Source organism: Kribbella sp. NPDC051137, from assembly GCF_040682535.1.
GTDB lineage: Bacteria > Actinomycetota > Actinomycetes > Propionibacteriales > Kribbellaceae > Kribbella > Kribbella karoonensis.
Map to the genome: position 1 here is coordinate 1021462 of NZ_JBFBBI010000002.1, position 26435 is coordinate 1047896.

A 26435-nucleotide genomic window follows, 5' to 3' on the forward strand; every position below is an offset into this window, starting at 1 on the left:
GGGTCTGCCACACTCGCGGCACCCGTCAGCCCGATCAGAAGGGTCCCGCCCATGCCCTCGAAACTGTCCCGCAGGACAACCGTCGCCACCCTAGCTCTCGTCACCCTGCTCCTCGCCGCCCCGCCTGCCACAGCATCCACCCCGCCGGCGGACGCGGTACAGCCTGGTGCCGGCGTCACCGTGAAGCTGCCCGCCGCGGTTGCCGGGGCCCTCGGCGCCGGTGGCAAGTCCCTGGTGGATACGGTTGCCGCTGGCATCCTTTCCCGATCCCACGACGCCAACGGTCTCGCCCCAGCAGTTGCCGTCGGCAAGCTCGCCGCCGAGGGGCGCAGAGTGGTCGTCGACGTCCGCACTGCCACCGCCGGGTGGGCCCGCGGTGTCGCCTACGTCGAGGCGCCCCGCACCGCCGAAGGCAGCCCGGAAGGCTGGCTCTACATCGCCCGCAATGTCAACGGCCACTGGGTCGCCGGCCTCGAAGGCGACCGCACGTTCGCCGGCTACGTCGCCACCTCACCGCTCGTCGGACCAGCAGAGCGCCAGACGATGACGGCGTACGCCGACCACAAGGCGAACCTCGCCGCCGTATCCAACACCGGCGGACTGCTGCTCCCGTGGATGCCCGACTACTACATGACCCTGACCGGGGGCCCGCACGCGAACGACGGCGCGACCGGCTACTGGAGCAGCCTCGACTTCTCCGGCGGCAACGCGAGTGGCCGGGTCCGTTCGTCGGGCAGCGGGACCGCGACCTCGATGTGCGGCGCGGGCGGTGGCTGGACCCGCGTGATCCACCCGAACGGCTTCTCGACGGACTACTACCACATGTGGAATGCGACGTACTACAACGCGACGGCCGTCGGCAGCAGCGCACTGCTCGGCAACATCGGCACGGACACCTGCGCGGGCGGTTCCGCGACCGGCGCCCACGTGCACTGGAGCCTCCGGACGTACGACGCCAACTACAACGGCACGTACACCTGGCTGAACGGCCGCACCATCGGCGGCTGGACGTGGTGGAACGGCTCCAGCCAGTACACCGGATGCGCGACCCGGCTGGGCGTGACCGCGTGCCCGGGCAACGACATGTACAACCGCGTGAGTTGATGCCCACGGGGACGGCGCGTGCCTAGAATCTGCTGTGGCGCGCTATCAGCTGGAGCCGGGAGACTACGGGCTGGTGCGCTTCGTGGTGTCCCCGCTCACCGAGCTCGGCAACTCGCTGCGAGCGCTGCGCGCGCCGTCCTCGTACCCTCTGCAAGCACCCTGGTACGCCGCCGTCTGCGGTGTCCGCGACCAGCTTCCGCTCGACGTACTACGCGGGTTGATCGGGCCGACGTTCGACACGCCGGACCTGTTCAACCCGCGGGTCGGTGTGCCGCTGACGATCAACGCGCAGCTCGCGTACCTGCGTGACCAGGACCTGGGGACGCTCGGCGCGGACATCGAGTCCGCGGTCGGCGGCGTACCGCGGGGGCTCGGGGTGTGCGGCCGGTCGTTCGGTCACCGGCTCGCGGACGCGCTGGCGGCGTACTGGCGGTTGGCGTTCCAGCCACACTGGTCGCGGATGCAGGCAGTGCTCGACGCGGACGTCGCGTGCCGGGCCCGATCCCTGGCGGCGGAAGGCGTGATCGCCACGCTGAACGGCTGCGGTCCGGGCGTTCGCGCGGACCGGACCTCGATCACCGCGCACATCCTCGGCCGCGAGGACGACGACCTGGTGCTGACCACCCGCGGGCGGCCGCTGTTCGCCGTACCGTCGCTGTTCACGCTGAGCAGCTCGACGCCGCTGACCGACTCCGACCCGATGGTGATGTACGGGGCGGGCAACCAGCGGTCGATGTGGACCGACCCGGGCGAGCCCGGCGGCACCGCGCTCCTGAGCCCGCGCCGCCTGCGCTACCTGCGGGCCCTCGGCAGCGGCCGGACGACGACCTCGCTGGCGGAGCAGTTCGGTGTCTCGCCCTCGGCCGCGAACCAGTCGCTGCGCGCGATGACCGCCCAGGGCCTGGTCCGTGCCCGTCGCGACGGCCGCACCGTCGTCTACGAACGTACTCCGCTGGGCGACCAGCTCGCCGATCTGCCCTAACGTCCGAGCAGTTTGCCCAGCCAGCTGCCGCCCTCGCGCTCCGCCTTCGGATGGCCTGGGCACCACAGATCGGCGGGGACGGACGCCTTGACCTGTGCGACGTGCTGGCCGCAGCCGGCCCAGGTGGTCTTCGAACAGGTCTTACACGTGACCGGTCGGCACATGCTCGTTCTCCTTCATGGTCAGGCCGATCTTCACGGCATTCTCGAACTGGTCGTCGACGGCAACGAGCTGCCGTCCGGCCGCGTGCAGGAACGACGCGGCGATCGACGCGCGGTAGCCGGCGGCGCAGTGTACCCAGAGCTCGCCCGGCGGTACGTCGGCGATCCGTCGCGGCAGGTCGTGCACCGGAACGTTGACCGCGCCCACGATCGCGGACGACCGGTGCTCCTCGGCACGCCGGACGTCCAGCACGACGACGTCGCGGTGGTGCCGGACCTGCTCGAGGTCGGCGAACGTCGCCGTCGGGAACGACACGGACCGGTCGGCGCTCCACTGGCCGGGGTCGCCGGTGGCGTGCGCCGCGGGGTCGACGCCGATCCGGACCAGCTCGCGCTGGGCCTGTGCGACGTCCGCCGCGGATGCCCCGAGCAAGGTGACCGGCGTACCCCAGGGGATCAGCCAGCCGAGGTACGTCGCGAACGCGCCGTCGAGACCGAAGTTCAGCGTGCCGGGCGCGTGTCCGGCGGCGAAGGCGGTCCGGGTGCGGAGGTCGACGACCCATTCGCCGGCGTGGATCCGCCGTTCGAGCTCGGCGGCGTCGGCGGGCTGGGGGAGCGACAGCTCGGGTGCGTCGGGGCCGGCGGCGTTGGCCGGGGCCATGTGCGCGTAGTACGCGGGCCAGGCACCGAGACCGTCGAGAAGGTCGCGGACGTAGTCGGCCTCGTCCTGGGTGAGTGCCGGGTTCTGCCGCTTCTCGGTGCCGATCGTCGACGCGGTCGCCGCGGACTGGGTGGCCGAGCAGAACGAGCCGAAGCCGTGGGTGGGGAAGACCTCGGTCTCGTCCGGGAGCGCCTGCGCGAGCTTGTGGGCGGAGTGGTGCTGGTGGCGCACCAGTGCCTCGGTGTGCTCGGCGCCGAGCAGGTCGGGCCGGCCGGTCGCGCCGTACAGCAGTGATCCGCCGGTGAACACGGCGATCGGCAGGTCGTCGTCGGTGAGCGCGTAAGACAGGTGCGTGAAGGTGTGGCCGGGGGTGTGGATCGCGCGGATCCGCATCCGGGCGCCGATCCGGATCGTGTCGCCGTCGCGGAGCGGCGTTCTCTCGAAGGAGACCTGGTCGTCGGCGTTGATCAGGTACGCCGCACCGGTGGCACGGGCCAGCGCGAGACCGCCGGTCACGTAGTCGTTGTGGATGTGCGTCTCGAAGACGTGCGTGAGCCGGACGTCCTCGGCGCGGAGCAGGTCCAGGATCCGGTCGATGTCCCGCTGCGGATCGACCACGAACGCCACCTCGCCGTCGTGCACGAGATAGCTGCGGTCGCCGAGCGACGGGGTCTCGACGGTCCGGATCGTCAGGCGGCTCATCGGCTGGTCCTCACTGAACGGCATCCCCCTGGGGGGTTCGAGAGACACCGTAGCACATCCCCCCGGGGGGATGTAGAATCGGCCGTATGGACCTCGATCCGCAGGAGATCAAGCCGATCATCACCCGGATGAAACGCGCCCACGGCCACCTGGGCAGCGTGATCCGGATGCTGGAGGAGGGCGCCGACTGCGAAGCCGCCCTCACCCAGTTGGCCGCCGTCAACAAAGCTCTGTCCCGCGCCGGATTCGCGATCGTCAGCACCGGCCTCCAGCAGTGCCTCACCGACGAGGACAGCGACCTCGACCCCGCCAAACTGGAAAAGCTGTTCCTATCGCTGGCCTGAAGCCTTCCGGAGGCGCAGCTCGGGGAGTACTTCGGTGCGGTAGAGGTTGAGCATGTCCACGGAGTACGGGCCCATGTTGGCGACGTACACCTCGTCGAAGCCGGCCTGGAGGTATGGCGTGAACGCCTCCAGGTGAGCCCCCGCGTCGGGGCCGCAGGCAACCGACCGGGCGCTGGATTCCTTGCTGACCAGCTGGCTCGCCTGCTCGAAGTGGCGTGGGGACGGCAGCACCTGGGCGAGCTCACCGGGCAGACCGGAGTTGGCCCAGATCCGGTGGGCCTGCTCGGCGCCCTCGTCCGCCGTCGGTGCGTAGCTGACCTTGAATCCGGCCTGGGCCGGCTTGTCGCCGCCGCCGTGGTCCCGGAACCTCTGCAGCAGCTCCGCATCCGGCGAGGTGGTCAGGTACCCGTCCGCGATCCGCGCCGCGACATCGGTTGCCTCCGGCCCGAATCCGGACATGTAGATCGGCAGCGGCTCGTCCGGCCGGGTGTAGATCCGTGCGGTGTCGACCGTGTAGTGCTTCCCGTGGTGGTTGACGAATCCGTCCTCCGTCCACAGCCGGCGCATGATCTCGACCGCCTCCTCGAGCATCTCCAGCCGCACGTCGACACTCGGCCAGACGGAGCCGAGGATGTGCTCGTTGAGCGCCTCGCCGGTGCCGACGCCGAGCCGGAACCGCCCGTTCAGCAGCACCGCGCTGGTCGCGGCCGCCTGCGCGATCACCGCCGGGTGGATCCGCACCGTCGGGCAGGTGACCGCGGTCGTCACCGGCAGCTCGCAGACCTGCGAGATCGCGCCGATCGTCGACCAGACGAACGCGCTCTGGCCCTGCTCGTCGTTCCACGGGTGGAAGTGGTCGCTGATCCACAACCCGTCGAACCCGGCCTCCTCGGCCAGTCGCGCCTGCTCGATCAGCTCGGCGGGCGTGTACTCCTCGCTGGACAGGAAGTATCCGATCTTCACCTGCACCCTCCGATCAGTAGGTCTCCCTTCCCGGGTGCCCGCCGCCGGGTCCTGCAATCGCCCCGATTGCCGATGATCGCGACGGGTACCCGGCAGGTGTGCTGACTCTGGACGGACGAGTGATCTATCAACTTGCGCCGGGCGCCTTCGCCGACGGCGGCCTGAGCGGTATCCGCAGGCGGCTCGACCACATCCGGGCGCTCGGCGCCGATACCGTGTGGATCCAGCCCTTCTACGTCTCGCCGTACCGCGACGGCGGGTTCGACGTGGTCGACCACCGCGGCGTGTCGCAGCGGTTCGGGACGATGGCGGACTTCGACGAGCTGGCCGACCGCTGTCACCAGCTCGGGCTGCGGGTCGTGATCGGGCTGGTCATGCAGCACACGTCGAGCGCGCACCCGTGGTTCCGGTCGGCGCGCGAAACCCCGACGTCGCCGTACCGCGACTTCTATGTCTGGGCGCACGAGCCGCACGAGGACGAGGTCGTGAAGCAGCCGGTGTTCGCGGGTGTGGAGGACTCGATCTGGGCGTACGACGACCACGCCGGCATGTACTACCGGCACGCGTTCTACTGGCATCAGCCCGACCTCGACGTCGGGCACCCGGATGTCCGCGCGGACATCGGGAAGACCGTCCGGCACTGGCTCGACCACGGCGCCGACGGGTTCCGGGTCGACGCCGTACCGCACATGGTCCGGCAGGCGGCGGTCCGGGACGGACGGGACGACGGGTTCTGGATCCTGGACGAGCTGGCCGGGTTCGCGGACGGCGCGCCGTTGATGGGCGAGGTGGACTCGCCGCCGTCGTCGTACGACAACTACTTCGGCAACGGCGACCGGCTGTCGGGGATCCTGGACTTCTGGACGAACAACCTGCTGTTCCTCGCGCTCGCCCGTCGCGACGCCGAGCCGCTGCGCCGGGCGATGCGTCAGCAGCCCGAGCCGCCGGACGGCTGCACGTACCTGAACTGGCTGCGCAACCAGGACGAGCTCAACCTGGCCCTGCTGGCCGACGACGAGCGCGCCGAGGTGATGGCGGCGTTCGCGCCGGACGAGAACATGCGCGCCTACGGCCGCGGCATCCGGCGCCGGATCGCTCCGATGCTGGACTTCGACGTACGCCGGATCGCGATGGCGCACGCCACCATGATCTCGCTGCCCGGCGTGCCGATCGTCCGGTACGGCGAGGAGATCGGGATGGACGAGGACCTGTCGCTGCCCGAGCGGGAGGCGGTCCGGACGCCGATGGACTGGGCGGCCGCCGAACGGCAGGAGCTGGAACCGGGCTCGCTGCTCAGCCGGATCGCACAACTGGTGCGGTCCCGGCACGAGCTCGGCGGACTGCCGCAGCGGCACGCGGAGCCGGTCGCGTTCGACCAGCCGTCGGTCTTCGGCGTCCTGCATCGTCGCGGCGAGGACGCCGTACTGATGCTCGCGAACCTCGCCGACGAAGAGGTCCACCTCGAGATCGAGCACGAGGCGGACCTGCTCGCCGATCAGACGTACGAGAAGACCGAGAAGGACGTGGTGCTCGGCGGGTACGGCTATCGGTGGCTGCGGGTGAAGTAGGCGGCGGTAACGGCCGCCGCGGCGGCCGCACCGCCGAGCAGGCCACGGTGGCGGGCGGCCCAGACCTGGTAGCTGCGGGCGGTGGAGCGGTCGTCGAACACCCCGTGAGCGCCGTAGTCCCGGCCGCGGTTGTCCGCGGGATTCCAGAGGTTCGCGGCCTGCTCGTTCGGCAGATCGGTCTGCTGCGACGTGTAGCCGGTCCGCGCCAGGTAGCGGTCGAGGAGGCCGGCGGCGAACTTGTTCGCCATGATGGTCAGAGCCGTCGGGCCGCCGACCCAGTACTCGCGGCGTCCCGGATGGCCGGCTGCGTAGACGACCGCGTCCGCGGCGACCTCCGGCTGGAAGATCGGCGGTACGGGCTGCGGATGCTTCGGCAGCCGTGACAGCACCCAGGAGAACTGCGGTGTGTTCACCGCGGGTAGTTGCACCATCGTCACGCGGACCTGCGACTTGTCGTGCATCAGCTCGCAGCGCAGCGAGTCGTGGAAGCCCTGGATGGCGTGCTTCGCCCCGCAGTACGCCGACTGCAACGGGATCCCGCGGTACGCCAGCGCCGACCCGACCTGCACGATCGTGCCGTGGTCACGGGGTTTCATCCGGGCCAGCGCGACGCGGGTCCCGTACACGTACCCGAGGTAGGTGACCTCCGTGACCCGCTTGAACTCGCTGGGGTCGATCTCGTCGAACGGCGCGAACACCGACGTGAAGGCGACGTTCACCCAGACGTCGATCGGCCCGAGCTCCTTCTCGACCTGATCGGCTGCCGCCTCGACCTGACCGTAGTCCGCCACGTCGAGCGGGATCACCAGCGGCACGCCGCCCGCGTCCGCGACATCGCGCGCCGCACCTTCCAGCCCCTCGCGCCCCCGGGCCAGCAACGCGACCCGGTCCCCGCGCCGCGCGAACTCCACCGCGGCCGCCCGCCCGACGCCACCGCTGGCTCCCGTCACCACCACAACCCGTCCCATACCCACCGGGTGCCCCATCCGCCGCACAAATAACGCGGGGCTCGGTGAACAGCGGTTCAGCGGACGATGCCCGACTCCCAGGCCCAGACAGCGATCTCGGTCCGGTTGCGGGCCTGGATCTTGCGCTGGACCGAGGCGAGGTGTGACTTCACCGTCGACAGCGAGATCACCAGTTCGTCGGTGATCTCGGCGTTCGTCCGGCCGCGAGCGACCGATCGCGTCACCTCGAGCTCACGTTCGGTCAGCGGCGGTACGGCGCGGCGTGTCCTGCCGCTCGGCGTACCGAAGTGCCGCAGCAGCCTGGTTGTGATCGACGGCGACACCAAGGAGTCGCCGTTCGCGGCGGCGTGCACGGCTTCGACGAGCAGCCGCGGGCCGGCGTCCTTCAGCAGGAAGCCACACGCGCCCGCGTGCAAGGCCTCGTGCACGAGCTCATCCAGGTCGAAGGTCGTGACCACCAGCACGCGTAGCGGATCGGCCACCTCCGGTCCGGCGAGCAACCGGGTCGCGCTGATGCCGTCCAGCTGCGGCATCCGGATGTCCATCAGCGTGACATCCGGCCGCAGCTCCCGAGCGAGCGCGACCGCCTGCTTGCCGTCCTCCGCCTCGCCGACGACCTCGATGCCGGCCTCGCGTTCCAGGATCAGCCGGAAGCCGGTACGGACCAGTGCCTGGTCGTCCGCCAGCAGGATCCGCAGAGTCCGCGATGTCACAGTGCCGTTCCCTTCTCCGGTTCCGCCGCTCCATCAGGAAGCGGGAGTTCGGCGCGGACGCGCCACTCGTCGTCCTCGGGACCTGCGGTCAGCTTGCCGTCCAGTGCGTCGATCCGCTCCCGCATGCCGACCAGCCCGTACCCACCGGCCGGGCGTCGCGGCCGAACCCCGTCGTTCCTGACCTCTACGCGGAGTAGAGGTTCGCCCTGCCCGGTCGTCGGCTCCACCGTGACTGTCACCGTCCGTGCGTCGGGCGCGTGTTTGCGGACATTCGTCAACGATTCCAGCACGACGCGATGCACGGTCGACACCGTCTCCGGTGTTACGGTCAGGTCGTCCAGGTTCGGCGCCAGCCGCAGGTCAACGTTCGGGTGACCGTCGGCGGCCGCCTCGACAGCCTCCACCAGACCGTCGGAAGTGAGTGGCACGGTCGGCTCAGGGCTGCGAAGCATCGTCACGAGGCGCCGTACGGCGGCCAGTGCCTCGGCGCCGGCGCCCTCGATCTCGCGCAGCAACTCCTGTTCGGGGCCTTCGGCAAGTACTACCTGGGCGGCCTGGGTCCGGACCACCACTCCGGTGATGTGGTGGGCGACCAGGTCGTGCAGCTCCCGGGCGAGGGCGAGCCGCTCCCGGTTCCGCGCCGCCGCCAGCGCCGCCTCGCGGCGCGCGTCGGCGTCCCGCAGCATCAGCCCGATCGCGACACTGCAGCCCCACAGGATCGTCCAGAACACCGCGAGCGTGAGCGTGGTCGAATCCCTGCCGTAGCGGAGCATCGGCGCCGTGACGAGCGCCAGTCCACCGACTGTCGCGACTGCCGCCGCCGGCAGCGATCGGAGCCGATGGCAACCGGCTCCGATCAGCAGCGCCAGCGCGACGGTCTCGGCGTCACCGCCGAACGGCGCGGCCGGCTTCACGAAGAAGCCCACCGCGCTGCAGATCAGCGAGACTGCGAACGCGGACGCGACGAACTGCGCGATCGCTCCGGGGTACCGGCGCCGCAGCAGCGCCAGCGCGCTGATCACCGCCCCGGTCACGAAGAACGCGATACCGCCCGGCGTGGCCTGGTCGTGCAGGAACAACCGGCGTACCGCTTCGTCGCCGTTGAAGCCGACCAAGGCCACCAGCTCGAGGCCGATCAAGATGCGGCCCAAGGTCCGGTTGGTACTTCCGATCACCGGGTACGTCGCCTTCCTTGTAGAACGGAGTATCAGCGGGGTGCTGCGTCCGCCGAGCAGTGGTAGTCGCGCTCCGGCAACCGGCCGGTCAGCAGGAACGATGTCGCGGCCGTGTTCGCGCACTGGTTCTTGTTCAGCAGGTAGACGCCGTGCCCGCCCTGGTCGGCCGTCACCATCCGGGCGCGGTCGCCCAACGCCTTCCGCAGCTGCTCGGCGCCTGCCAGCGGCGTTGCGGGATCGCGGAGATTCTGCACCATCAGCACGTTCGACGGGCCGTTGTCGCCGATCCTCACAGGTTCCTCGACCGGCTTCGGCCAGTAGGCACACGGGTTGACGTTCGCTCCGGCCGCACCAAACAGCGGGTGCCGGATCCGGTCGATCGCCACGTTCCGCTGGTACGACTGCAGGGACGTCGGCCAGTGCGAGTCGTTGCAGATCATGTAATAGCGCGCGGAGATCAGGTTGTCCGCACCGGCTGCCGTCGCCTTGGCGTTCTCGCTCGCGGGCAGCGGCGGAGGAGGCTGGTTCGCCTCGAGCGCCTTGAAGACCCCGGCAAGGGCGGGCTGCTGCGTCGCGGCGTACGAGTAGGCGAACGTGATCAGCCGGAACAGGACCCCGTCCCACACCACATCCGGACCTTTGACCGGCGTCCTGTCCAGGCGCGCGGCGAGCTGCAGGTACTTCGCCTTCACCTGTGCCGCCGTCCGGCCGAGGCCGTACTCGCGGTAGTTCGCGGCGACGTACTTCGCGAAGTCGGGGAAGCGGTCATCGACCCCCTGCGACCACAGCCGCTGGCTCTCGTAGTCCCAGCCGGCCGGGCCGAGGTTGCTGTCCAGGACGACCCGGTCGGTGCGTTCCGGGAACATCGTGGCGTAGACGGCACCGAGGTACGTACCCCAGGACGCCCCGAGGTACGACGCCTTCTGCTCGCCCAGCGCGGTCCGGATGCTGTCCAGGTCGCGCGCAGTGTTCTTGGCGCTGACGTACGGCAGCATCCAGGCGGTGTCCGAGGCCGCGCACTGCTCGGCGATCTGCTGCGACTGCTCGGCGCGCTTCGCGACGTCGGCCGTGTTCCGCGCGTACGGCGGGATGTTGCCGAAGAGCTGCTGTTCCTCGGTCAGATCACACTTCACCGGCGTACTCCGGCCCATCCCTCGTGGGTCGAAGCCGATGAGGTCGTAGCTGTCCAGCACGGCCTGCGGCATCTTCGCCGCCACCAGGACCGCCTGGTAGCCGAGACCCGGGCTCGGACCGCCCGGGTTGATCAGCAGGATGCCGCGGCGCTTCTCCGGGTTTTTGCTGGGCAGCCGCGAGACCGCGATGTCGATCGTGCGGCCCTGGGGCTTCTGGTAGTCCAGCGGGACCTTCAACGTCCCGCACTGCATTCCCTCCGGCAACGGCAGCCCGTCGCCGACGTCCTTGTCACACTCGCCCCACTTGATGTTCTGCACAGGCGTCGCAGCGTTCACCGTCCCCGCTTGCGAAACCCCCGAGGTCGTCGCTGTTGCCACTGCGGCAGCCGCGACGGCGATGGTCACAACCTTTCGCATCCTGACTTTCCCTCCGGCCGGTACGCGTCTCTGACAGCAGTCACTCTGCCGATCAGCGCCGTCCTCCCACATCAAGCGCGCGGCTGATCCACACCCTGGCCGAAAGTACTAGGCGCGAACTTCTCCGTCGACGGAGGTACGAACCAGATCTGACCGTCAGCGAAGCGTCGGCGGCGTACGCTGCAGGGTCGGTGCCGCGCCACGACAGCGGGCTCGGCGAGATCGTCGAAGATCGGCCGCCAGAGTGCCGAACGCACGCCAGGGGCCGAGTTCATCGGTAGCTGTCGAGGAGCTCCGCCAGCTCGGTCGGTCGGCTGAGCGCGACGCAGTGGCCGGCGGTGATCTCGTCGGGGACGATGCCGAGACGGTCCACCGCGAGCTTGCGCAGGAAGTCCGGCGGGAAGCAGCGGTCTTCGGTGCAGAGCACGAACCTGGTCGGGATGGCCGGCCAGGCCTGCAGCGGCCACGGCTCGGTCCTCCCGGCCGGCGACGGGTGCTCCCGCGACCTCCGCATCGCCTCGTCGGCGAGTGGGCGCGGTACGTCGTGGAGGAAGCCTACGTACGGATCGGAGCTGCCGGTGAGGCCACCATCGCGGGCGGCGGCCGCTCGCACCGCCTCGGCGTATCCGGTGGTACGTCCCCAGTCCGCCGGAGATTCACCGGGTGCGGGGATCATCGCGGCCACCAGCACCAGCAGGTCGGCACCGAGTCGATCGGCGACGAGTGGTGCGGTGTATCCGCCGAACGAGTGCCCGACGACGACCAGGCCGTCCCGGTTGCCGACGGCATCGATCACCGCGTCGGCGTAGTCGGTGAACGTGGCGGACTCGTCGCCGGGCAGATCCGGAGCCACCACCTCGTGTCCGCGGCGCCGGAGCTCGGCGGCGACCAGGTGCCAGGACCAGCCGACGTCGCCGCCACCGTGGATCAACACGTACGTTCTCATCTGGGTCATGGCACCACGCTAGGGCCGTCGGTGAATCACGAAAAGCGATGATTTCCGATCGTATCGATCGTCAACGCTTATGCTAGGTCCGTGGCCGACGTCGAACTGCGGTACCTGCGGACCATGGCAGTGATCGCCGAGGAACGAACATTCGGGCACGCGGCGGCCAGGCTCGGCTACACCCAATCGTCGGTCAGCCAGCAGATCGCCGCGCTGGAGAAGGCCGTCGGTGGCCAGGTCTTCGACCGGCCGGGCGGACCGAGGGCTGTCCGGATCACCCCGCTGGGCGAAGTGGTCCTCGCCCATGGTCGCGAGCTGCTGGCGAAGGCGGAGGCACTGACCAACGCCGTCGACCGCTTCCGGGCGGGCAACGGCCGGATCGACATCGGCACTTTCCAGAGCGTGTCGAACCTGATCCTGCCGGCCGTCATCCGCCGGCTGCTCGACGAGCATCCCGGCTGCGACATCAGGCTGTCGGAGGTGCCCCCGGACGATCCCCGGATCGGGGAGCTCGACCTGCTGTTCCACGACGGCCCGGTCGCGGGCGAGGTCGAGCAGATCAAGCTTTTCGAGGAGCCGTACCTCCTGGTGGCACGGTCAGGCACGTTCGCCGACGGCCCGGTCCGGGCGAAGGCGCTCGACGACGTTCCGATGGTCGGCTGGCCGCTCACCTATCACCAGCGATGGCTGGAGCGGACGCTGGCCCGCGCCGGCGCACAGCCGCGGTTCGTCTTCCGTACGCCGGGTCACGAAACCATCCTGTCGATGGTCCGGGTCGGCATCGGCTGGGCGGTGCTGCCGTGGCTCGCCCTGCACGCCGCCGGTGCCTGGGCCGACGACGAGCTCAGCATCCACCCGCTGAAGCCGTCGCCGTACCGCGAGCTTTCCCTGTACTGGCCTGCCAACCGCACCGAGTCCCCACTCGCACTCCGGACACGAGAGATCGCGATCGCCGTCGCCCACGACCTCGCCGGCCTGATCCAGTAGTCATGCCAAGGATTGCGGCCTGCATGGTGGTGGATTCCGGGACATGCACGACCTGGTGCTCACGTCGCGGATCTGAACTCGCGCAGTTGATCCAGGAGTACGTCGGGTCCGCCCGCCAGTTGGTCTTGGATACCCGGTCGCCGTAGGGTCAGCCGGCCGTCCGTGTCGACGCGGATGATCGTGCTGGCGCCGTAGGTCGTGGCCGGTGTACGCCGGTCGTCGGCATCGACGATGACCGTGCCGGCCGGAAACTGCGCCCGGGCTTCGGCCGCGGAGGCGGCCGGCGAGCCACCGGTCCGGTTGGCGCTGCTTCCGTACAGGAACGGGAAGGAACCCCACAGCGGCCAGAGGGGTCCCCAGGATCCGTCGAAGAACAGCACCCATCCGTCACTCGTCGCAGGCGCCAGCCACTCGGGCATCGTCGGGTCCGGCCGGATCGGTGCCAGCACGGTGATCCGCTCGGCGAGCGCGAAGTCGACTACCGCGAGGGCGTCGGTGGTGAGGTCCAGGTACCGGAACAGCTGATCGCGAGCGGCTTCGGTGTGCACCGAGATCCCGACCGGCTGGTCGACCGGACGACCCTTCAGAAGGTTCACCGCGTGGGCGTCGCGGGCGACCACGCCGTACGTCATCGGACTGGGATTGGTCACGACGACCGCGTGGCCCTCGCGGAGCAACTCGATCGCGCGCAACTGCGCGCGATCGAGCTCAGGTGACAACTCCATTGCCCAAGTATCGCCTGCTCAGTGCGCGGGCTGGTGCTGGTGTGCGGCCTGACGTTCGAAGATCTCGGTGATCTCCTCGACCGACAGCTCCTTGGTCTCCGGGATGAACGAGTTCACGAACAGCAGCGCGACCGCCGACAGGACGGCGAACAGCACCATCAGCCAGGCGAGCCCGAAGCCGTTCAGCATTGTCGGCACCAGCAGGATCAGTGCGAAGTTGGCGATCCAGTCGGCCGCGGCGCCGAGTGCCGCGGCGCGGCCGCGGACGGCGGTCGGGAAGTACTCACCCTGGATCAGCCAGCCGGTGCCGCCGACGCCGATCGCGAACGCGGCGATGAAGATGTTCAGGCCGAGCATGATCAGGAGGATCCGGGTGAGCCCGCCGGTGAACGCGACGCCGGCCGCGCCGATCAGCATCGCGACCGACATCACGGCGTACCCGCCGAGGGCGAGCTTGCGGCGGCCGACCCGGTCGACGAACTTGAAGGCGAAGTACGTCGCGACGACGTTGACCACACTCATCAGCGCGGTGACGGCGACGGCCGCGACCGCTGCCTGCACCTTGTCGCCGCCGCTCTGCAGATAGGGCTGCAGTAGCTTCGGACCGTAGTAGAACGTGAGGTTGATCCCGGTGATCTGCTGGAACGCGAAGAACACGCACACCACGATCAGCGCCCGCTTCACGCCGCGTGTCCAGTTCCGGGAGCTGCGGCCGGCCTGTGCCTCCTGCCGCTCGATCTCGTGGGCGCTGCGCTCGATCTGCTCGGCGCTGACGTCGATGTCGAGTTTGGCGAGCGCGTCGTGCGTGTCGTCGTACCGTCCCTGCCGCATCAGCCAACGCGGCGACTCGGGCATCCGGGTCCGCAGCACCAGCGCGAACAGGGCCGGTACGGCGCCGAGTCCGAGCAGCAGGCGCCAGTCGAAGGACCGGGCGTGCTGGGGGAGCGGGACGAGGACGGCGAGCGCCACGACGTACGAGATCAGGATCCCGACCGTGATCATCCACTGCTGCAGAATGCCGAGCGCGCCGCGCCGCGCCTTCGGGGCGTATTCGGCGATGTACGCCGTCGCGATCGCGGAGTCGGCGCCGATCGCGAGACCGATCAGCGTGCGGGCGAACAGCAGCACCCAGGCGTCCCACGCGAACGCGGACAACAGCGCGCCGACCGCGTAGATGGCGGCGTCGACGATCAGCAGCGACTTGCGGCCGAGCCGGTCCGAGGTCGGTCCGGCGGCGAGCGCGCCGACCGCGGCCCCGATGGAGGCGCCGGCGACCAGGTAGCCGAGGGCGAGCGAGCCCAGGCTCCAGGGCAGGAAGTTGACGACGGACCCGATGTTCGCGGTGTCGTACCCGAACAGGAACCCGCCGACCGTGGCGAGCAGGGTCAGTGACCAGTAGAACGATGTCGGCACCCGGGTGTCGAGATGATCCAGCACCCCGGCGGCCGATTCTTGCTGCGGCGCCATGCTGAACGCGCCTCCTCGATCGATCGGCTTGTCGTTCCCCGGTGACCACTGGAAACCGCACGAAACGCGTTTGCTGCGATCCGCCCCGGGTACCGCAGTCCGCGGTCGAGGTCTGGAGGTTGCCGGTGGTGGCAGACGTGGAGGTCGACAGCCCGCGCACGCCTGAGAGGCTGGCGAGCGCGCTGGCGGTGGCGGTCGACGGCGAGGTGCGGTTCGACGCGGGGTCGCTCGCAACGTACTCGTGCGACTCGTCCAACTACCGTCAGATACCGCTCGGGGTGGTGGTGCCGCGGACGGTGGACGCCGCGGTGGCCGCTGTCGAGGTCTGCCGGCAGGCCGACGTGCCGGTGCTGTCGCGTGGCGGCGGTACCAGTCTGGCCGGGCAGACCACCAACGCCGCGGTCGTGATCGACTGGACGAAGTACTGCAACCACCTGCTCTCGGTCGACGTGGACGCTCGGACGTGTGTGGTCGAGCCCGGGATCGCCCTGGACGACCTGAACCGGGCGCTCGCGCCGGACGGGTTGATGTTCGGCCCGAAACCGTCGACGCACCAGAGCTGCACGATCGGCGGGATGATCGGCAACAACTCCTGCGGGGCGAGCGCGCAGGCGTACGGGAAGACCGTCGACAACGTGCGCCGGCTGGAGGTGCTGACGTACGACGGCGTCCGCATGTGGGTCGGGCCAGCGGACGAGGCGACACCGGACGACGACCGGCAGGCCGAGATCTACCGGCAGCTGGCCGCCCTGCGCGACCGGTACCTGGGCGAGCTGCGCACGGGATACCCGAAGATCCCGCGCCGGGTCTCCGGGTACAACCTCGACTCGCTGCTGCCGGAGAACGGCTTCGACGTCGCGAAGGCGCTGGTCGGCAGCGAGGGCACGCTCGTCACGGTGCTGCACGCGGAACTCGAGCTGGTCCGGGTGCCGAAGTACCAGGTGATGGTCGTGCTCGGCTACCCGAGGCTGGAGGACGCCGGTCGCGCCGTACGCCGGATCCTGCCGCACAAGCCGTGGCAGCTCGAGGGGCTCGACGAGATACTGATCGAACTCGAGCACAACGAGCACACCGTCGACACCGCGATCGAACGGCTGCCGGAAGGCCACGGCTGGCTGATGGTGCAGTTCGCCGGCGACACCTTCGAGGAGGCGGACCAGGCCGCGCACCGGCTGATGGACGACCTGAAGGACGGCGATGCGACGATCAGCTACCTCGACGATCCGGGCCGTGAGCAACAACTGATCGAACTCCGGGAGGCCGGTCTCGGCGCGACCGCCCACCCAGCCGCGAAGCACGAGAACTGGGAGGGCTGGGAGGACTCCGCCGTACACCCCGACGACCTCGGTGACTACCTGCACGATCTGCGCGAGCTGCTCAACAGGTTCGGGTACGACGAGACCGAGACGTCGCTGTACGGGCACTTCGGTCAGGGCTGCGTGCACACCCGGATCCCGTTCGAGCTGCGCACCGCCGACGGCATCGCGCGGTACCGCGACTTCGTGGAGCAGGCCGCGCGGATGGTGAAGCGGTACGACGGGTCGCTGTCCGGGGAGCATGGTGACGGGCAGTCCCGGGGCGAACTGCTGACCACGATGTTCGGGCCGGACCTGGTCCGGGCGTTCGGCGAGTTCAAGGCGATCTTCGACCCGCGGAACCGGATGAACCCGGGCAAGATCGTCGAGCCGAACCCGCTGGACTCGCACCTGCGGCTCGGCACGTCCTTCGCGCACCCTCCGTTGCCCACCGAGTTCAGCTATCCGCGCGACGACGGGAAGTTCAGCAAAGCGGCGATGCGCTGTGTCGGGATCGGGAAGTGCCGGCAGTCGTCGTCGGCGGAGGGCGAGGTGATGTGCCCGTCGTACCTGGTGACGCGCGAGGAGGAGCACTCGCCGCGCGGGCGGTCCCGGCTGCTGTTCGAGATGGTGCGCGGGGAGGTGATCCCGGACGGCTGGCGGTCGACCGAGGTACGGGACGCGCTGGATCTGTGTCTTGCCTGCAAGGGATGCAAGGTGGACTGCCCGGTCGGGGTGGACGTGGCGACGTACAAGGCCGAGTTCCTGTCGCACCACTACCGGCACCGGCTGCGGCCGATGGCGCACTACTCGATGGGCTGGTTGCCGGTTGCCGCGCAGCTCGCGAGCCGCGCACCGAAGCTGGCGAACGCCGCCACTCAGACGCCTCGGGTCGCGAAGCTGCTGAAGCGGGCCGGCGGTATCGCCGACGAGCGCAGGTTGCCGGCGTTCGCCGAGCAGTCGTTCACCCGCTGGTTCTCGCAACGCCCGCCGACGCCCGGCCGCCGGATCGTGCTCTGGCCGGACACCTTCACGAACTTCTTCCATCCTTCGGTCGGCCGCGCCGCGGTCCAGGTGCTCGAGGCGGCGGGCTACCACGTCACGATCCCGGAGCGGCCGGTGTGCTGCGGACTCACCTGGATCTCGACCGGCCAGCTCGGTACGGCGAAACGCGTGCTCCGGCGGACGATCGACGTCCTGCGCGACGACATCCGCGCCGGCGTGCCGATCGTCGGGCTGGAGCCGTCGTGCAGCGCGGTGTTCCGGTCGGACGCGCCGGAGCTGCTGCCGGAGGACGAGGACCTGCGGCGGCTGTCGGCGCAGTTCGTCACGTTCGCCGAGCTGCTGAAGGACTGGGATCCGCCGCGGCTCGACGTGCACGCGATGGTGCAGACGCACTGTCACCAGCACGCCGTACTGACGTCCGACGCGGACCTGATGGAGCGCGCCGGCATCGACCGCGAGCAGTTGGACTCCGGGTGCTGCGGGCTGGCCGGGAACTTCGGGTTCGAGCGCGGGCACTACGACGTCTCGATGGCGGCGGCCGAACGCGTGCTGCTGCCGAAGGTACGGGCCGCGGGCAACGACACCGTGATCGTCGCCGACGGCTTCAGTTGCCGAACGCAAATAGAACAGGCCACCGACCGGCGGGCCGTACATCTCGCCGAACTTCTGGCAGGAGGGTTGCAATGAGCACGACAGTTGCCGATTTCGTACTCCAACGGCTGCGCGAATGGGACGTGGACCACGTCTTCGGGTACGCCGGGGACGGTATCAACGGACTGCTCGCCGCCTGGCAGAAGGCGGGGAACGAGCCCCGGTTCGTCCAGGCCCGGCACGAGGAGATGGCCGCCTTCGAAGCGGTCGGCTACGCGAAGTTCACCGGCCGGGTCGGCGTCTGTACGGCGACCAGCGGGCCGGGCGCGATCCACCTGCTGAACGGGCTGTACGACGCGAAGCTCGACCACGTGCCGGTGGTGGCGATCGTGGGTCAGACCGCCCGCAGCGCGATGGGCGGCAGCTACCAGCAGGAGGTCGACCTGCAGACGCTCTACAAGGACGTCGCGTCCGCCTACTGCGAGACCGTGATGGTCGCGGAGCAGCTGCCGAACGTGCTCGACCGGGCAATCCGGATCGCGGCGGCGCGCCGTACCGTGACGGCGCTGATCATCCCGTCGGACCTGCAGGAGCTCGAGTACACGGCGCCGTCGCACGCGTTCAAGATGGTGCCGTCGAGCACAGACCTGAACTGGTCGGCACCGGTGCCGGCAGCGGACCAGCTGTCCCGTGCCGCCGAGATCCTGAACGAGGGCTCGCGGGTCGCGATCCTCGTCGGGCAGGGTGCGCGCGGCGCGGTCGACGAGGTGACCGAACTGGCCGAGCTGACCGGCGCCGGGGTCGCGAAGGCCCTGCTCGGCAAGGACGTGCTGCCGGATGCGCTCCCGTGGGTGACCGGCTCGATCGGACTGCTCGGCACCCGGCCGTCGTACGAGCTGATGATGGACTGCGACACGTTGCTGATGGTCGGGTCGAACTTCCCCTACACGCAGTTCCTGCCGGAGTTCGGGAAGGCCCGGGCGATCCAGATCGACCTGGACCCGACGATGATCGGGATGCGGTACCCGTTCGAGGTGAACCTGGTCGGGGACGCCGCCGGGACGCTGCGCGCGCTGATCCCGCTGGTGCAGCGCAAGCAGGACCGGTCCTGGCGGTCGGGCATCGAGAGCAACGTGCGGCGCTGGTGGCAGGTGATGGACCGGCGGGCGCACACGTCCGCGGATCCGATCAACCCGGAGTTGGTGTTCCACGAGCTGTCGGACCGGTTGCCGTCGGACGCGATCCTGGCGTCGGACTCGGGGTCGGCGGCGAACTGGTACGCGCGGCACATCAAGATCCGCGGCGACATGCGCGGCTCGCTGTCCGGGACGCTCGCGACGATGGGACCCGGTGTGCCGTATGTGATCGGCGCGAAGTTCGGGCTGCCGGACCGGCCGGCGTACGCGCTCGTCGGCGACGGCGCGATGCAGATGAACGGGATCAACGAGCTGATCACGATCGCGAAGTACTGGAAGGACTGGGCGGACCCGCGGCTGGTGGTCGCGGTCCTGCACAACAACGACCTGAACCAGGTGACCTGGGAGCTGCGGGCGATGGGCGGGTCGCCGCAGTTCCTGCCGTCGCAGGAGCTGCCGGAGTTCCCGTACGCCGGGTACGCGAAGCTGCTCGGGCTGCACGGGGTGACGGCCGAGAAGCCGGAGGAGGTCGGGCCGGCCTGGGAGGAGGCCCTGGCGGCGGACCGGCCCTGCGTCGTCGAGTTCCGGACCGATCCCGCCGTACCGCCGATCCCGCCGCACGCGACCTGGGAGCAGATGGAGAAGGCGCTCGAGTCGATCGTGCGGGGTGACAGCGATCGGGCCGCGATGATCAAGGAGGGCGTGAAGTCCAAGGTGCAGGAGTTCCTGCCCGGCAAGTCGTGACCGGCCCTGTCATGATCGGCCTGTCATGATCGGGAGCGTCAGCGCATCGGCGTACACGATCCCGACCGACGCGCCGGAGGGCGACGGGACGTTCGCCTGGGACAGCACGACGCTGGTCCTGGTCGAGGTCTCGGCCGACGGCGCGACCGGGACCGGCTGGACGTACGGGTCGCCGGCCTGCGCCACCGTGGTCAGCCATGATCTGGCGTCGGTGGTGCAGGGTCGGGACCCGATGGACGTCGGCGGATCGTGGAACGCGATGCGGTCCGCGCTGCGCAACATCGGCCGCCCGGGCGTCGGCGGGATGGCGCTGTCGGCGGTCGACTGCGCGCTGTGGGACCTGAAGGCGCGGCTGCTCGGGTTGCCGTTGCACCGGTTGCTCGGCGCGGTGCACGACAGCGTGCCGGTGTACGGCAGCGGCGGGTTCACGACGTACGACGACCGGCAGCTCGCGGACCAGCTGACCGGCTGGGCCGAGCAGGGGATACCGCGGGTCAAGATCAAGATCGGGGAGAGCTGGGGGACACGCGAGAACCGGGACCTGGCGAGGGTCGCGCAGGCCCGGGACCTGATCGGCGCCGATGCGGAGCTGTACGTGGACGCGAACGGCGGGTACACGGTCGGGCAGGCGTGCCGGGTGGCCGAGCGGCTCGCGTCGTACGGCGTGACGTGGTTCGAGGAACCGGTGTCGTCGGACGATCTCGCCGGGCTCGGGGTGGTGCGGGACCGGACCGGGATCGACGTGACGGCGGGGGAGTACGGGTACGACCTGGCGTACTTCGCCCGGATGTGTCCGATGGTCGATTGTCTGCAATCCGACGTGACGCGCTGCGGCGGTATCACCGAGCTGCTGCGGATCGCCGCTGTCGCCGAGGCCCATGGCCTGCAGCTGTCGGGGCACTGCGCCCCGGGGCTGCATCTGGCGGCGCTGTCCGCCGTACCGAACCTGCGGCATCTCGAGTGGTTCCACGACCACACCCGGATCGAGTCGATGCTGTTCGACGGCCTGCCGGCACCGGCCGGCGGTACGGCGACGCCGTCCGAGTCGCCGGGGCACGGCATGACGTGGCTCCCGCTCGCGGCCGCGACGTACCGGGTCGCGTAAGGATGTAAGGATCAGTCGCCGAGTAGCGAGCCGAGCGGGCCGAGGTCGAGGTTCAGGTCCTCGGGGGTGAGGTCGAAGCGCGTCCGCAGCGACGTGACGGCCTCCTCCAGGTGCATCAGCCCGAGGCCGAGCTCCTCGATCTGGTCGGCGGACAGGCCGCCGTCGTCGATGCGGCGGACGGCCTGGCGCTCCATCAGCTGGCGGATCAGCTCGACGATCGTCAGCACGAGGCGGAACAGTTCGCGCTCGACGGTCTCCGCGTCGGCTTCGATGCGTTGCTTCATCGGGCAGGCTCCTCGGTGATCGTCCGGATCAGCGCGGCCAGGCGGATCTCGACCAGATCGACGTCGGCCATCGAGATCACGACATCGCCGGCCAGGACGACGCCCGCGCCGAGCAAACGGTCCAGCAGGTCGACCAGCGCGACTTCGCTCACGCCGACTCCAGCGACGTGAACGAGTACGGCGGCCAGGGCCCGTCGACCGTGAGCCGGACGTCGGACAGGCCGAGGGCGAACGCCTCGACGGTCGACCGGAACCGCTCGCCTTCGCGGTCGTCGACCAGGTAGGCGCCGTTCAGGATCATCGGTTCGTCGTACCCGGTCAACCGCCGGTCCTGCGGCGGCAACCGCCGGCACGCGTCGGCCGCGCCCGCGAACCGTCGATGGATGTCATCGGCAACCGCCTGCGCGTCCACGGCCGCCTGTCGTTGCTGATCGAGCTGCTCACGTCGCCGCATCAAGTACGTCGTACCACTCGTGGCAGTGCTCGTTCCGGTGCCGGCTCCGGCGCTTGTGCCGGACACCAGTGGGCGGAACGCCTTGACCGTCCACTCGCTGCGTCCGGCGACCCGGTCCAGGGCGGCCGCGAGTTCGTCGTACCGCGTGGTGAGCCGGATGCGTACGGCGTCGTCGGTGGTGCAGATCGTCGCGAGCCGGAAGGGCGCCACCGCGCCGGTCGCGGACCACACCGCCCGCACGACGCGGTCGTGACTCCGCGCCACCTCCTCGAGCCAGCCGAGGTCCTCCAGATGTTCGCGAAGCGGCGCCTCGCCGAACTCCTGCAGGTCGACACTGCTCACGATCGCGTCCAGGCCGCCGCAGCGGACGACCCGCAGCGGGGCGTCGCGCAGGCCGCGGATGCCGGACAGCTCGCCGACCGCGCGGCCGGCGGCGTACACGTACGAGGCGGTGTCACTCATGGTCTGCCTCCAGCTCCTCGACACGGCGGCGGAGCCGCTCGAGTTCCTCCTGGTCCGCCGAACCGGACAGCATCGGATCACGGGTCCACCAGTCGATGCCCATCTCGGCCGCCTTGTCGACCGAGACCAGCAGCAACCGGATCCGGATCGTCAGCAGCTCGATCTCGAGCAGGTCGACGCGGATGTCACCGGCGATCACCACACCCTTGTCCAGAACGCGTTCCAGCAGATCTGCCAGGCTGTCGGCCTGCGGCCGGGTCGCCGCGTACCCGCCCAGCGGCTGCCTCTCAATGGTGCTCATCGCTGTCACTCCTCGAAACGCCCGCGGACATAACGGCTCAGCCGGCGGTACGACAGCAGCTCACCGTTGCTGCCGGCCACCAGTTCGTAGATGGCGAGGATGTCGGTCGTCTCCGGGATCCGGTGCGACTCGACGACCTCGACCTGGACCCGCCACTGCCGGTCGTCGCCACCGTCACCGTCCAGCTCGACGGCCACGACTCCTTCGGGTTGCAGCCCGATGAGTTCGGCCAGCTCACCGGTCGAGCGCAGTACGACGTCCCGCAGCCGCGCACCGTCCCTCGAGGGTGCCGCGGCCGCGGGACGCGCCTTGGCCGGCGCCTTCCTCGCCCCCGTACTCTTCGCCGCCGTGCTCTTGGCCTCTGTGTTCTCGGCCCCCGTGCTCTTCGCCGCAGAGCGCTTCTGCGCCGCACTGCTGTGTGTCGCCGACTTCTTCGCCGCCGTCTTCCTCGGCGTCGTGCTCTTCCGCGGGGCTGCCACGACCGATCACCCGAACCCTTCGGATCTGCCCTCGACCAGTCGGTCGATCAGCTCCTCCTCGAGCGCGTCGGCCTCGGCGTCGGCGAGCGTTCCGTCCGCCCGCGCCCGGTCGATCTCGTCGAGCTGCCGCCGGATCCGGTCCGGGTCGTAGTACTCCTGCAGCGCCTGCTGCCGCAGCTGCTCGGCGACCGCGACCGTCATCCGGATCGGTGCCAGCGGCAACGAGAGCACTCCTGTCAGCAGTCCCATGCGTCAGAGCTCCGTGACGAAGTCGTACGGCGCGGTCGGTCCGACGAGCTGCAGCCGGACCCGTCCGTGCAGCGCCCGGGCGACCGCCTCCGCGGCCTGGTCGAACTGCTGCGTCTGCCGGTGGTCGACGAGGAACGCGGCATCGACCAGCCGCTCGACGTCCGTGGTCGGCCGCCGCACGCTGTGCGCCACCGCATGTTTCGCGATCGGCTCCAGCACGACCGGCGCGTCGGCCGCCCGCTTGTGCTCCAGCGCCGCCGCGACGAGCTCCCCGAGCCGCAACCTCGCACTCAACGTCGTGTCGTCCGCCGCACCGCGGGTCTGCCGGTGCAGGTCGGCGATCTGCGGGTCCTCGGCAACGATCTCGGCCAGCACCTTCTCCTCGTCGTACCGTGCGTGCAACGTGAACTGCGCCGTGTCGGCGAGGCTGTCCAGCAGCGGCACGAGGCGGTCCTCGGCGGCATCGAGCAGTTCTACGGCGGCTGAGCGCGTCTCGACCACAGTGCCGAACCGGAGCGGAACGATCGGGGACTGCCGCGCGACCGTGTCCAGTACCCGGCTGTGCGCCAGCAGCTGCCGGCGCCGCCCGAGCCGGTGGCCGGTGCCGAGCCCGCTGACGACGGCGGCCAGCCGCCCGCTGCGCACCAGGTCGACCGGGCTGTCGTCGAGCCCTTGGAGGTCGTCGGGCAGGCCCACGTCGTCGTACGTGACGCCGTAGACGTAGAACAGCTCGTCGGTCATTCGCCGGACCTCCTCCGGCGGGAGGTCGACTCACGGGACCGGCGGCGCGGCCTGCGCGGCTCGGCCTCCTGCTCTTCGTCCTCGTCCTCGTCGTTGTCGTCGCCGAACAGGGCATCCTTCGCCGCGTCCTTCGCGCCGCTCAGGATGCCGCGGGTCCGGCCCTCGGCGCCGCGGTGCTGCATGTCCTGGACCGCTTCGGGCAGACTCTCGCCGCCCTGCTGGTACAGGTCGAGGCGGTTCGTGGCCTCAGCGAACCGCAGGTAGGTGTCGACGCTCGCGATGACGATCCGGGCGTCGATCGTGACGAGTTCGATGCCGACCAGGGAGACGCGCACGTACGCGTCGATCACCAGGCCCTTGTCGAGGATCGTGTCGATCACGTCGGCCAGACTGCTCGGTGCCGGCCGTTCGAGATAGCCGCCGGAGCGGCGTTGTCCAACCGCCGAAACGGTCATGGGTACCTACCCCTTCCAGTCGATCGTCGGTGTCAGCTCGCCCGGCGGCCGCGCCGCTCGCGCTCGTCGCCCTCGTCCTCTTCGTCGTACTCGTCGTCGCCGTACTCGTCCGAGTCCTCTTCCTCGTCGCCTTCGTCGTACTCGTCCGCGTCGCCTTCGTCGCCTTCGTCGTCGTACTGGTCGTCGGCGTCGTACTCGTCCTCGTCCTCGTCGTACTGGTCGTCGGCGTCGTCCTCGTCGTCCGGTTCGGGTTCGTCGTGGCCGCGGACGACCTGGGAGTCGTGGATCTCTCCACGCCAGCCCTCGAGCTCGTCCGGGGCGAGGATGGTCCGGGTCATCACGTGCCGGCGGAAGTGCTTCAGCTCCGCCCGGGCCCGGCGGCCCTGCGCGCGCCAGATGTTCCCGACCCGCTCGAACAGCCCCTGCGGGTAGTACTCGAGAACGACCAGGATCCGGGTCAGGTTCGGCGCGAGTTCGTGGAACGTGACCGCGCCGTCGACGTGCCCCTTCTGGCCGTTGGACCGCCAGACGATCCGCTCGTCCGGCACCTGATCGAGGATCGTCGCCTCCCAGGTCCGGTGCGACCAGACGATCTTCGCCCGCCAGGTGAGCTTCTCGTCGGACTCCTGCTCGACGCTCTCGACCTTCTTCATGAAGTCCGGGAAGTCCTGGAACTGCGTCCACTGGTCGTACGCGACGTCGAGCGGCACGCCGACGTCGATCTGCTCGATGATGTTGGTCGCCTTGGTGGCCTTGCCCGCGCCGTTCCCGGAGGAACCGCCGGTGAGCTTGTCCTTGACGTTCTCAAGCCCGCCTTTGAGGGCTCCGGCGACCATCGACCCCTTCAGCCCGCCGCCGGACTCGCCCTCGGATCCGCCGCCGAAGCTCTCCCGGAGGCTGCCGCCGTCCGCGACGTCCGTGAGCCGCTCGGTGAGATCGCCGACCTTGCCGGTGGCCGCCTCGATCGCCCGCTCGACCACTGCGGAGAGGGCGTCCTGCAGTTCGCCCTTGAGCCTGTCGACCGGCAACTCCTCGAGCAGCGACGCCACCTCGAGCCCGCCGCCACCGTTATGGCTGCCACCGCTACGGTCGGCCCCGCCACGACCGCTGCGTGTGTTCTGTTCGGCCATGACAGGTCACCCACGCTTCCGCGAGGTGCTGCTCGCCTTCTTCGCGGCGGTCTTCTTCGCCGGGGTCTTCTTCGCGGCCGTCTTCTTCGCGGGCGGCCGGCCCGTCGCCTTCTTCGCCGCGGTCTTCTTTGCCGCGGTCTTCTTGGCGACAGCCTTCTTCGCGGCCGGGCGCTTCGCCGTACCCGAACCGCTCGCGCGCTTCGACGTACCCGACCCGCTCGTCCGCTTCGCGGTACTCGAACCGCTCGCCCGTTTCGACGTCGACGCCGCGGTACGGCGCCGTCCCCGCCCGCCGCCTTCTCCGCTGTCCCGCCCGCTGTCTTGTCCGCTGTCCCGTCCGCGGCGCCGTCCGGCCGACGGCCGGGACCGGCGGCCTCCGCGGCGCTCCGGCTCGTCGGCGGCCCCCGCTTCCTCCTCGTCCCCAGCGTCTTCCTCGTCGGCCGCGTCTTCCTCGTCCCCGACGTCCTCGTCGTCCCCGGAGTCTTCCTCTTCATCCTCGTACTCGTCGTCGTACCCGTCCTCGGGTTCGTCGTCGTACGGTTCCTCCGCCTCGTCGTACTCGTCGTCCGGCTCGTCGTTCCCGGAGCCGCGCGACAGCAGCCGGCCGGTGCGATCGTGGATCGAGTCGCTCACCCGGTCGAGGCCGTGGCTGGCCGCGGCGACGGCTGCCTCGCGTCCCGCCTGCAGCAGCTTGCCGCGGACCTGCCCCGACAACCGCGACAGCTCCGGGTTCCGCTCCACGAGGTCGGTGAGTTGCCCCGCGATCGCGGCCGGATCGGCGGCGATCCGCTTACCGGCCAGCATCCCGCCCATCAGCACTGCCAGCCGAAGCTTCTTGGTCCGGCCGAGCAGGTACCCGCCGGCGACCGCCGCGGCGATCTTCGCGGTCGTGTTCATCGGATTCTCCCTCACAAGTCGTTGCCCCGTGACCCGGACCGGCGGTGCCCGCCGGAACCCCACCGAAACACTTCCCGGAACGGAAATGCGG

The 26435-nt window shown here is 69.9% G+C and carries 27 protein-coding genes; 8 read left to right on the forward strand and 19 right to left on the reverse strand.

Annotated elements, in window-relative coordinates; translation table 11 throughout:
• The first annotated feature begins 51 nt into the window (after positions 1-51).
• Entirely contained in the window at positions 52-1104 is a 1053-nt protein-coding gene (locus tag AB0M51_RS12400) for a M23 family peptidase (protein WP_344187732.1), read from the forward strand.
• A 34-nt stretch (positions 1105-1138) separates the two neighbouring features.
• Positions 1139-2086 carry a winged helix-turn-helix domain-containing protein gene (locus AB0M51_RS12405; protein WP_344187731.1) on the forward strand — a complete coding sequence of 316 codons (948 nt, stop codon included), beginning with the start codon at positions 1139-1141 and terminating at the stop codon, positions 2084-2086.
• A 141-nt stretch (positions 2087-2227) separates the two neighbouring features.
• Here the strand turns inward: AB0M51_RS12405 and AB0M51_RS12410 are convergent, their stop codons facing one another.
• Positions 2228-3610, reverse strand: coding sequence for an MBL fold metallo-hydrolase (locus tag AB0M51_RS12410; RefSeq protein ID WP_344187730.1), 1383 nt, complete (start codon positions 3608-3610; stop codon positions 2228-2230).
• 86 nt (positions 3611-3696) lie between these two features.
• Between AB0M51_RS12410 and AB0M51_RS12415 the strand changes: the two genes are divergently transcribed.
• A complete protein-coding gene (locus tag AB0M51_RS12415; protein WP_344187729.1) occupies positions 3697-3954 on the forward strand; it encodes a metal-sensitive transcriptional regulator in 258 nt (85 codons plus the stop codon).
• Here AB0M51_RS12415 and AB0M51_RS12420 read toward each other — a convergent pair.
• A complete protein-coding gene (locus tag AB0M51_RS12420) occupies positions 3940-4917 on the reverse strand; it encodes a TIGR03557 family F420-dependent LLM class oxidoreductase (protein ID WP_344187728.1) in 978 nt (325 codons plus the stop codon). The genes AB0M51_RS12415 and AB0M51_RS12420 overlap by 15 nt on opposite strands.
• 119 nt (positions 4918-5036) lie before the next feature.
• Here AB0M51_RS12420 and AB0M51_RS12425 point away from each other — a divergent pair, with 119 nt between their 5' ends.
• Positions 5037-6485 carry an alpha-amylase family glycosyl hydrolase gene (locus AB0M51_RS12425; RefSeq protein WP_344187727.1) on the forward strand — a complete coding sequence of 483 codons (1449 nt, stop codon included), beginning with the start codon at positions 5037-5039 and terminating at the stop codon, positions 6483-6485.
• On the opposite strand, the gene AB0M51_RS12430 is transcribed toward AB0M51_RS12425, so the two are convergent.
• From AB0M51_RS12430 to AB0M51_RS12450, 5 genes are all read right to left on the reverse strand, one after another.
• On the reverse strand, positions 6461-7435 hold the full coding sequence (locus AB0M51_RS12430) for an SDR family oxidoreductase (RefSeq protein ID WP_363749251.1): 975 nt from the start codon (positions 7433-7435) through the stop codon (positions 6461-6463). The genes AB0M51_RS12425 and AB0M51_RS12430 overlap by 25 nt on opposite strands.
• 74 nt (positions 7436-7509) lie before the next feature.
• On the reverse strand, positions 7510-8166 hold the full coding sequence (locus tag AB0M51_RS12435) for a response regulator transcription factor (RefSeq protein WP_344187725.1): 657 nt from the start codon (positions 8164-8166) through the stop codon (positions 7510-7512).
• Positions 8163-9317: a histidine kinase gene (locus tag AB0M51_RS12440; RefSeq protein WP_344187724.1), complete on the reverse strand. Its 1155-nt coding sequence runs from the start codon at positions 9315-9317 to the stop codon at positions 8163-8165. Before AB0M51_RS12440 ends, AB0M51_RS12435 begins: the two co-directional genes overlap by 4 nt.
• Before the next feature lie 56 nt (positions 9318-9373).
• Positions 9374-10891: an alpha/beta hydrolase gene (locus AB0M51_RS12445; protein WP_344187723.1), complete on the reverse strand. Its 1518-nt coding sequence runs from the start codon at positions 10889-10891 to the stop codon at positions 9374-9376.
• A gap of 271 nt (positions 10892-11162) precedes the next feature.
• A complete protein-coding gene (locus tag AB0M51_RS12450) occupies positions 11163-11846 on the reverse strand; it encodes an alpha/beta hydrolase (protein ID WP_363749254.1) in 684 nt (227 codons plus the stop codon).
• Between the two features lie 81 nt (positions 11847-11927).
• On the opposite strand from AB0M51_RS12450, the gene AB0M51_RS12455 reads away from it, so the two are divergent.
• Positions 11928-12824 (forward strand): LysR family transcriptional regulator, encoded by an 897-nt coding sequence (locus AB0M51_RS12455; protein WP_363749256.1) that lies wholly within the window; start codon positions 11928-11930, stop codon positions 12822-12824.
• A 59-nt stretch (positions 12825-12883) separates the two neighbouring features.
• Here AB0M51_RS12455 and AB0M51_RS12460 read toward each other — a convergent pair whose 3' ends face one another.
• Both AB0M51_RS12460 and AB0M51_RS12465 read right to left on the reverse strand, forming a co-directional pair.
• Positions 12884-13549 (reverse strand): hypothetical protein, encoded by a 666-nt coding sequence (locus AB0M51_RS12460; RefSeq protein ID WP_363749258.1) that lies wholly within the window; start codon positions 13547-13549, stop codon positions 12884-12886.
• 18 nt (positions 13550-13567) lie between these two features.
• Positions 13568-15250: a sugar porter family MFS transporter gene (locus tag AB0M51_RS12465; RefSeq protein WP_363749260.1), complete on the reverse strand. Its 1683-nt coding sequence runs from the start codon at positions 15248-15250 to the stop codon at positions 13568-13570.
• Between AB0M51_RS12465 and AB0M51_RS12470 the strand changes: the two genes are divergently transcribed.
• The 3 genes from AB0M51_RS12470 to AB0M51_RS12480 are packed head-to-tail and all read left to right on the forward strand — an operon-like array spanning position 15145 to position 20892.
• Positions 15145-18003: an FAD-linked oxidase C-terminal domain-containing protein gene (locus tag AB0M51_RS12470; protein ID WP_344187719.1), complete on the forward strand. Its 2859-nt coding sequence runs from the start codon at positions 15145-15147 to the stop codon at positions 18001-18003. The genes AB0M51_RS12465 and AB0M51_RS12470 overlap by 106 nt on opposite strands.
• Complete coding sequence (locus AB0M51_RS12475; protein WP_344187718.1) at positions 18000-19787, forward strand: thiamine pyrophosphate-requiring protein; 1788 nt, start codon at positions 18000-18002, stop codon at positions 19785-19787. Before AB0M51_RS12470 ends, AB0M51_RS12475 begins: the two co-directional genes overlap by 4 nt.
• A 25-nt stretch (positions 19788-19812) precedes the next feature.
• On the forward strand, positions 19813-20892 hold the full coding sequence (locus AB0M51_RS12480; protein ID WP_344187717.1) for an enolase C-terminal domain-like protein: 1080 nt from the start codon (positions 19813-19815) through the stop codon (positions 20890-20892).
• Between the two features lie 11 nt (positions 20893-20903).
• On the opposite strand, the gene AB0M51_RS12485 is transcribed toward AB0M51_RS12480, so the two are convergent.
• From AB0M51_RS12485 to AB0M51_RS12530, 10 genes are read right to left on the reverse strand one after another with little or no spacing between them, the layout of a single operon-like run.
• Positions 20904-21176, reverse strand: coding sequence for a gas vesicle protein K (locus AB0M51_RS12485; RefSeq protein WP_344187716.1), 273 nt, complete (start codon positions 21174-21176; stop codon positions 20904-20906).
• Entirely contained in the window at positions 21173-21328 is a 156-nt protein-coding gene (gene gvpJ, locus AB0M51_RS12490; RefSeq protein ID WP_344187715.1) for a gas vesicle protein GvpJ, read from the reverse strand. The genes AB0M51_RS12485 and gvpJ (AB0M51_RS12490) overlap by 4 nt, the downstream gene beginning before the upstream one ends.
• Complete coding sequence (locus tag AB0M51_RS12495) at positions 21325-22092, reverse strand: GvpL/GvpF family gas vesicle protein (protein WP_344187714.1); 768 nt, start codon at positions 22090-22092, stop codon at positions 21325-21327. The genes gvpJ (AB0M51_RS12490) and AB0M51_RS12495 overlap by 4 nt, the downstream gene beginning before the upstream one ends.
• Positions 22085-22393, reverse strand: a complete 309-nt coding sequence (locus AB0M51_RS12500; RefSeq protein ID WP_344187713.1) for a gas vesicle protein — start codon at positions 22391-22393, stop codon at positions 22085-22087. The genes AB0M51_RS12495 and AB0M51_RS12500 overlap by 8 nt, the downstream gene beginning before the upstream one ends.
• 5 nt (positions 22394-22398) lie before the next feature.
• Positions 22399-22872, reverse strand: coding sequence for a gas vesicle protein GvpO (gene gvpO, locus AB0M51_RS12505; protein ID WP_363749264.1), 474 nt, complete (start codon positions 22870-22872; stop codon positions 22399-22401).
• A gap of 6 nt (positions 22873-22878) precedes the next feature.
• A complete protein-coding gene (locus AB0M51_RS12510; protein WP_344187711.1) occupies positions 22879-23121 on the reverse strand; it encodes a gas vesicle protein GvpG in 243 nt (80 codons plus the stop codon).
• A 3-nt stretch (positions 23122-23124) separates the two neighbouring features.
• Positions 23125-23862: a GvpL/GvpF family gas vesicle protein gene (locus AB0M51_RS12515; RefSeq protein ID WP_363749266.1), complete on the reverse strand. Its 738-nt coding sequence runs from the start codon at positions 23860-23862 to the stop codon at positions 23125-23127.
• The gene (gene gvpJ, locus AB0M51_RS12520; protein ID WP_344187709.1) at positions 23859-24317 is read right to left on the reverse strand and encodes a gas vesicle protein GvpJ; all 459 of its coding nucleotides are present in this window, start codon (positions 24315-24317) and stop codon (positions 23859-23861) included. Before gvpJ (AB0M51_RS12520) ends, AB0M51_RS12515 begins: the two co-directional genes overlap by 4 nt.
• A 32-nt stretch (positions 24318-24349) precedes the next feature.
• Positions 24350-25447, reverse strand: a complete 1098-nt coding sequence (locus AB0M51_RS12525) for an SRPBCC family protein (RefSeq protein WP_363749268.1) — start codon at positions 25445-25447, stop codon at positions 24350-24352.
• A 6-nt stretch (positions 25448-25453) separates the two neighbouring features.
• The gene (locus tag AB0M51_RS12530) at positions 25454-26344 is read right to left on the reverse strand and encodes a hypothetical protein (RefSeq protein WP_363749270.1); all 891 of its coding nucleotides are present in this window, start codon (positions 26342-26344) and stop codon (positions 25454-25456) included.
• Positions 26345-26435 lie beyond the last annotated feature (91 nt).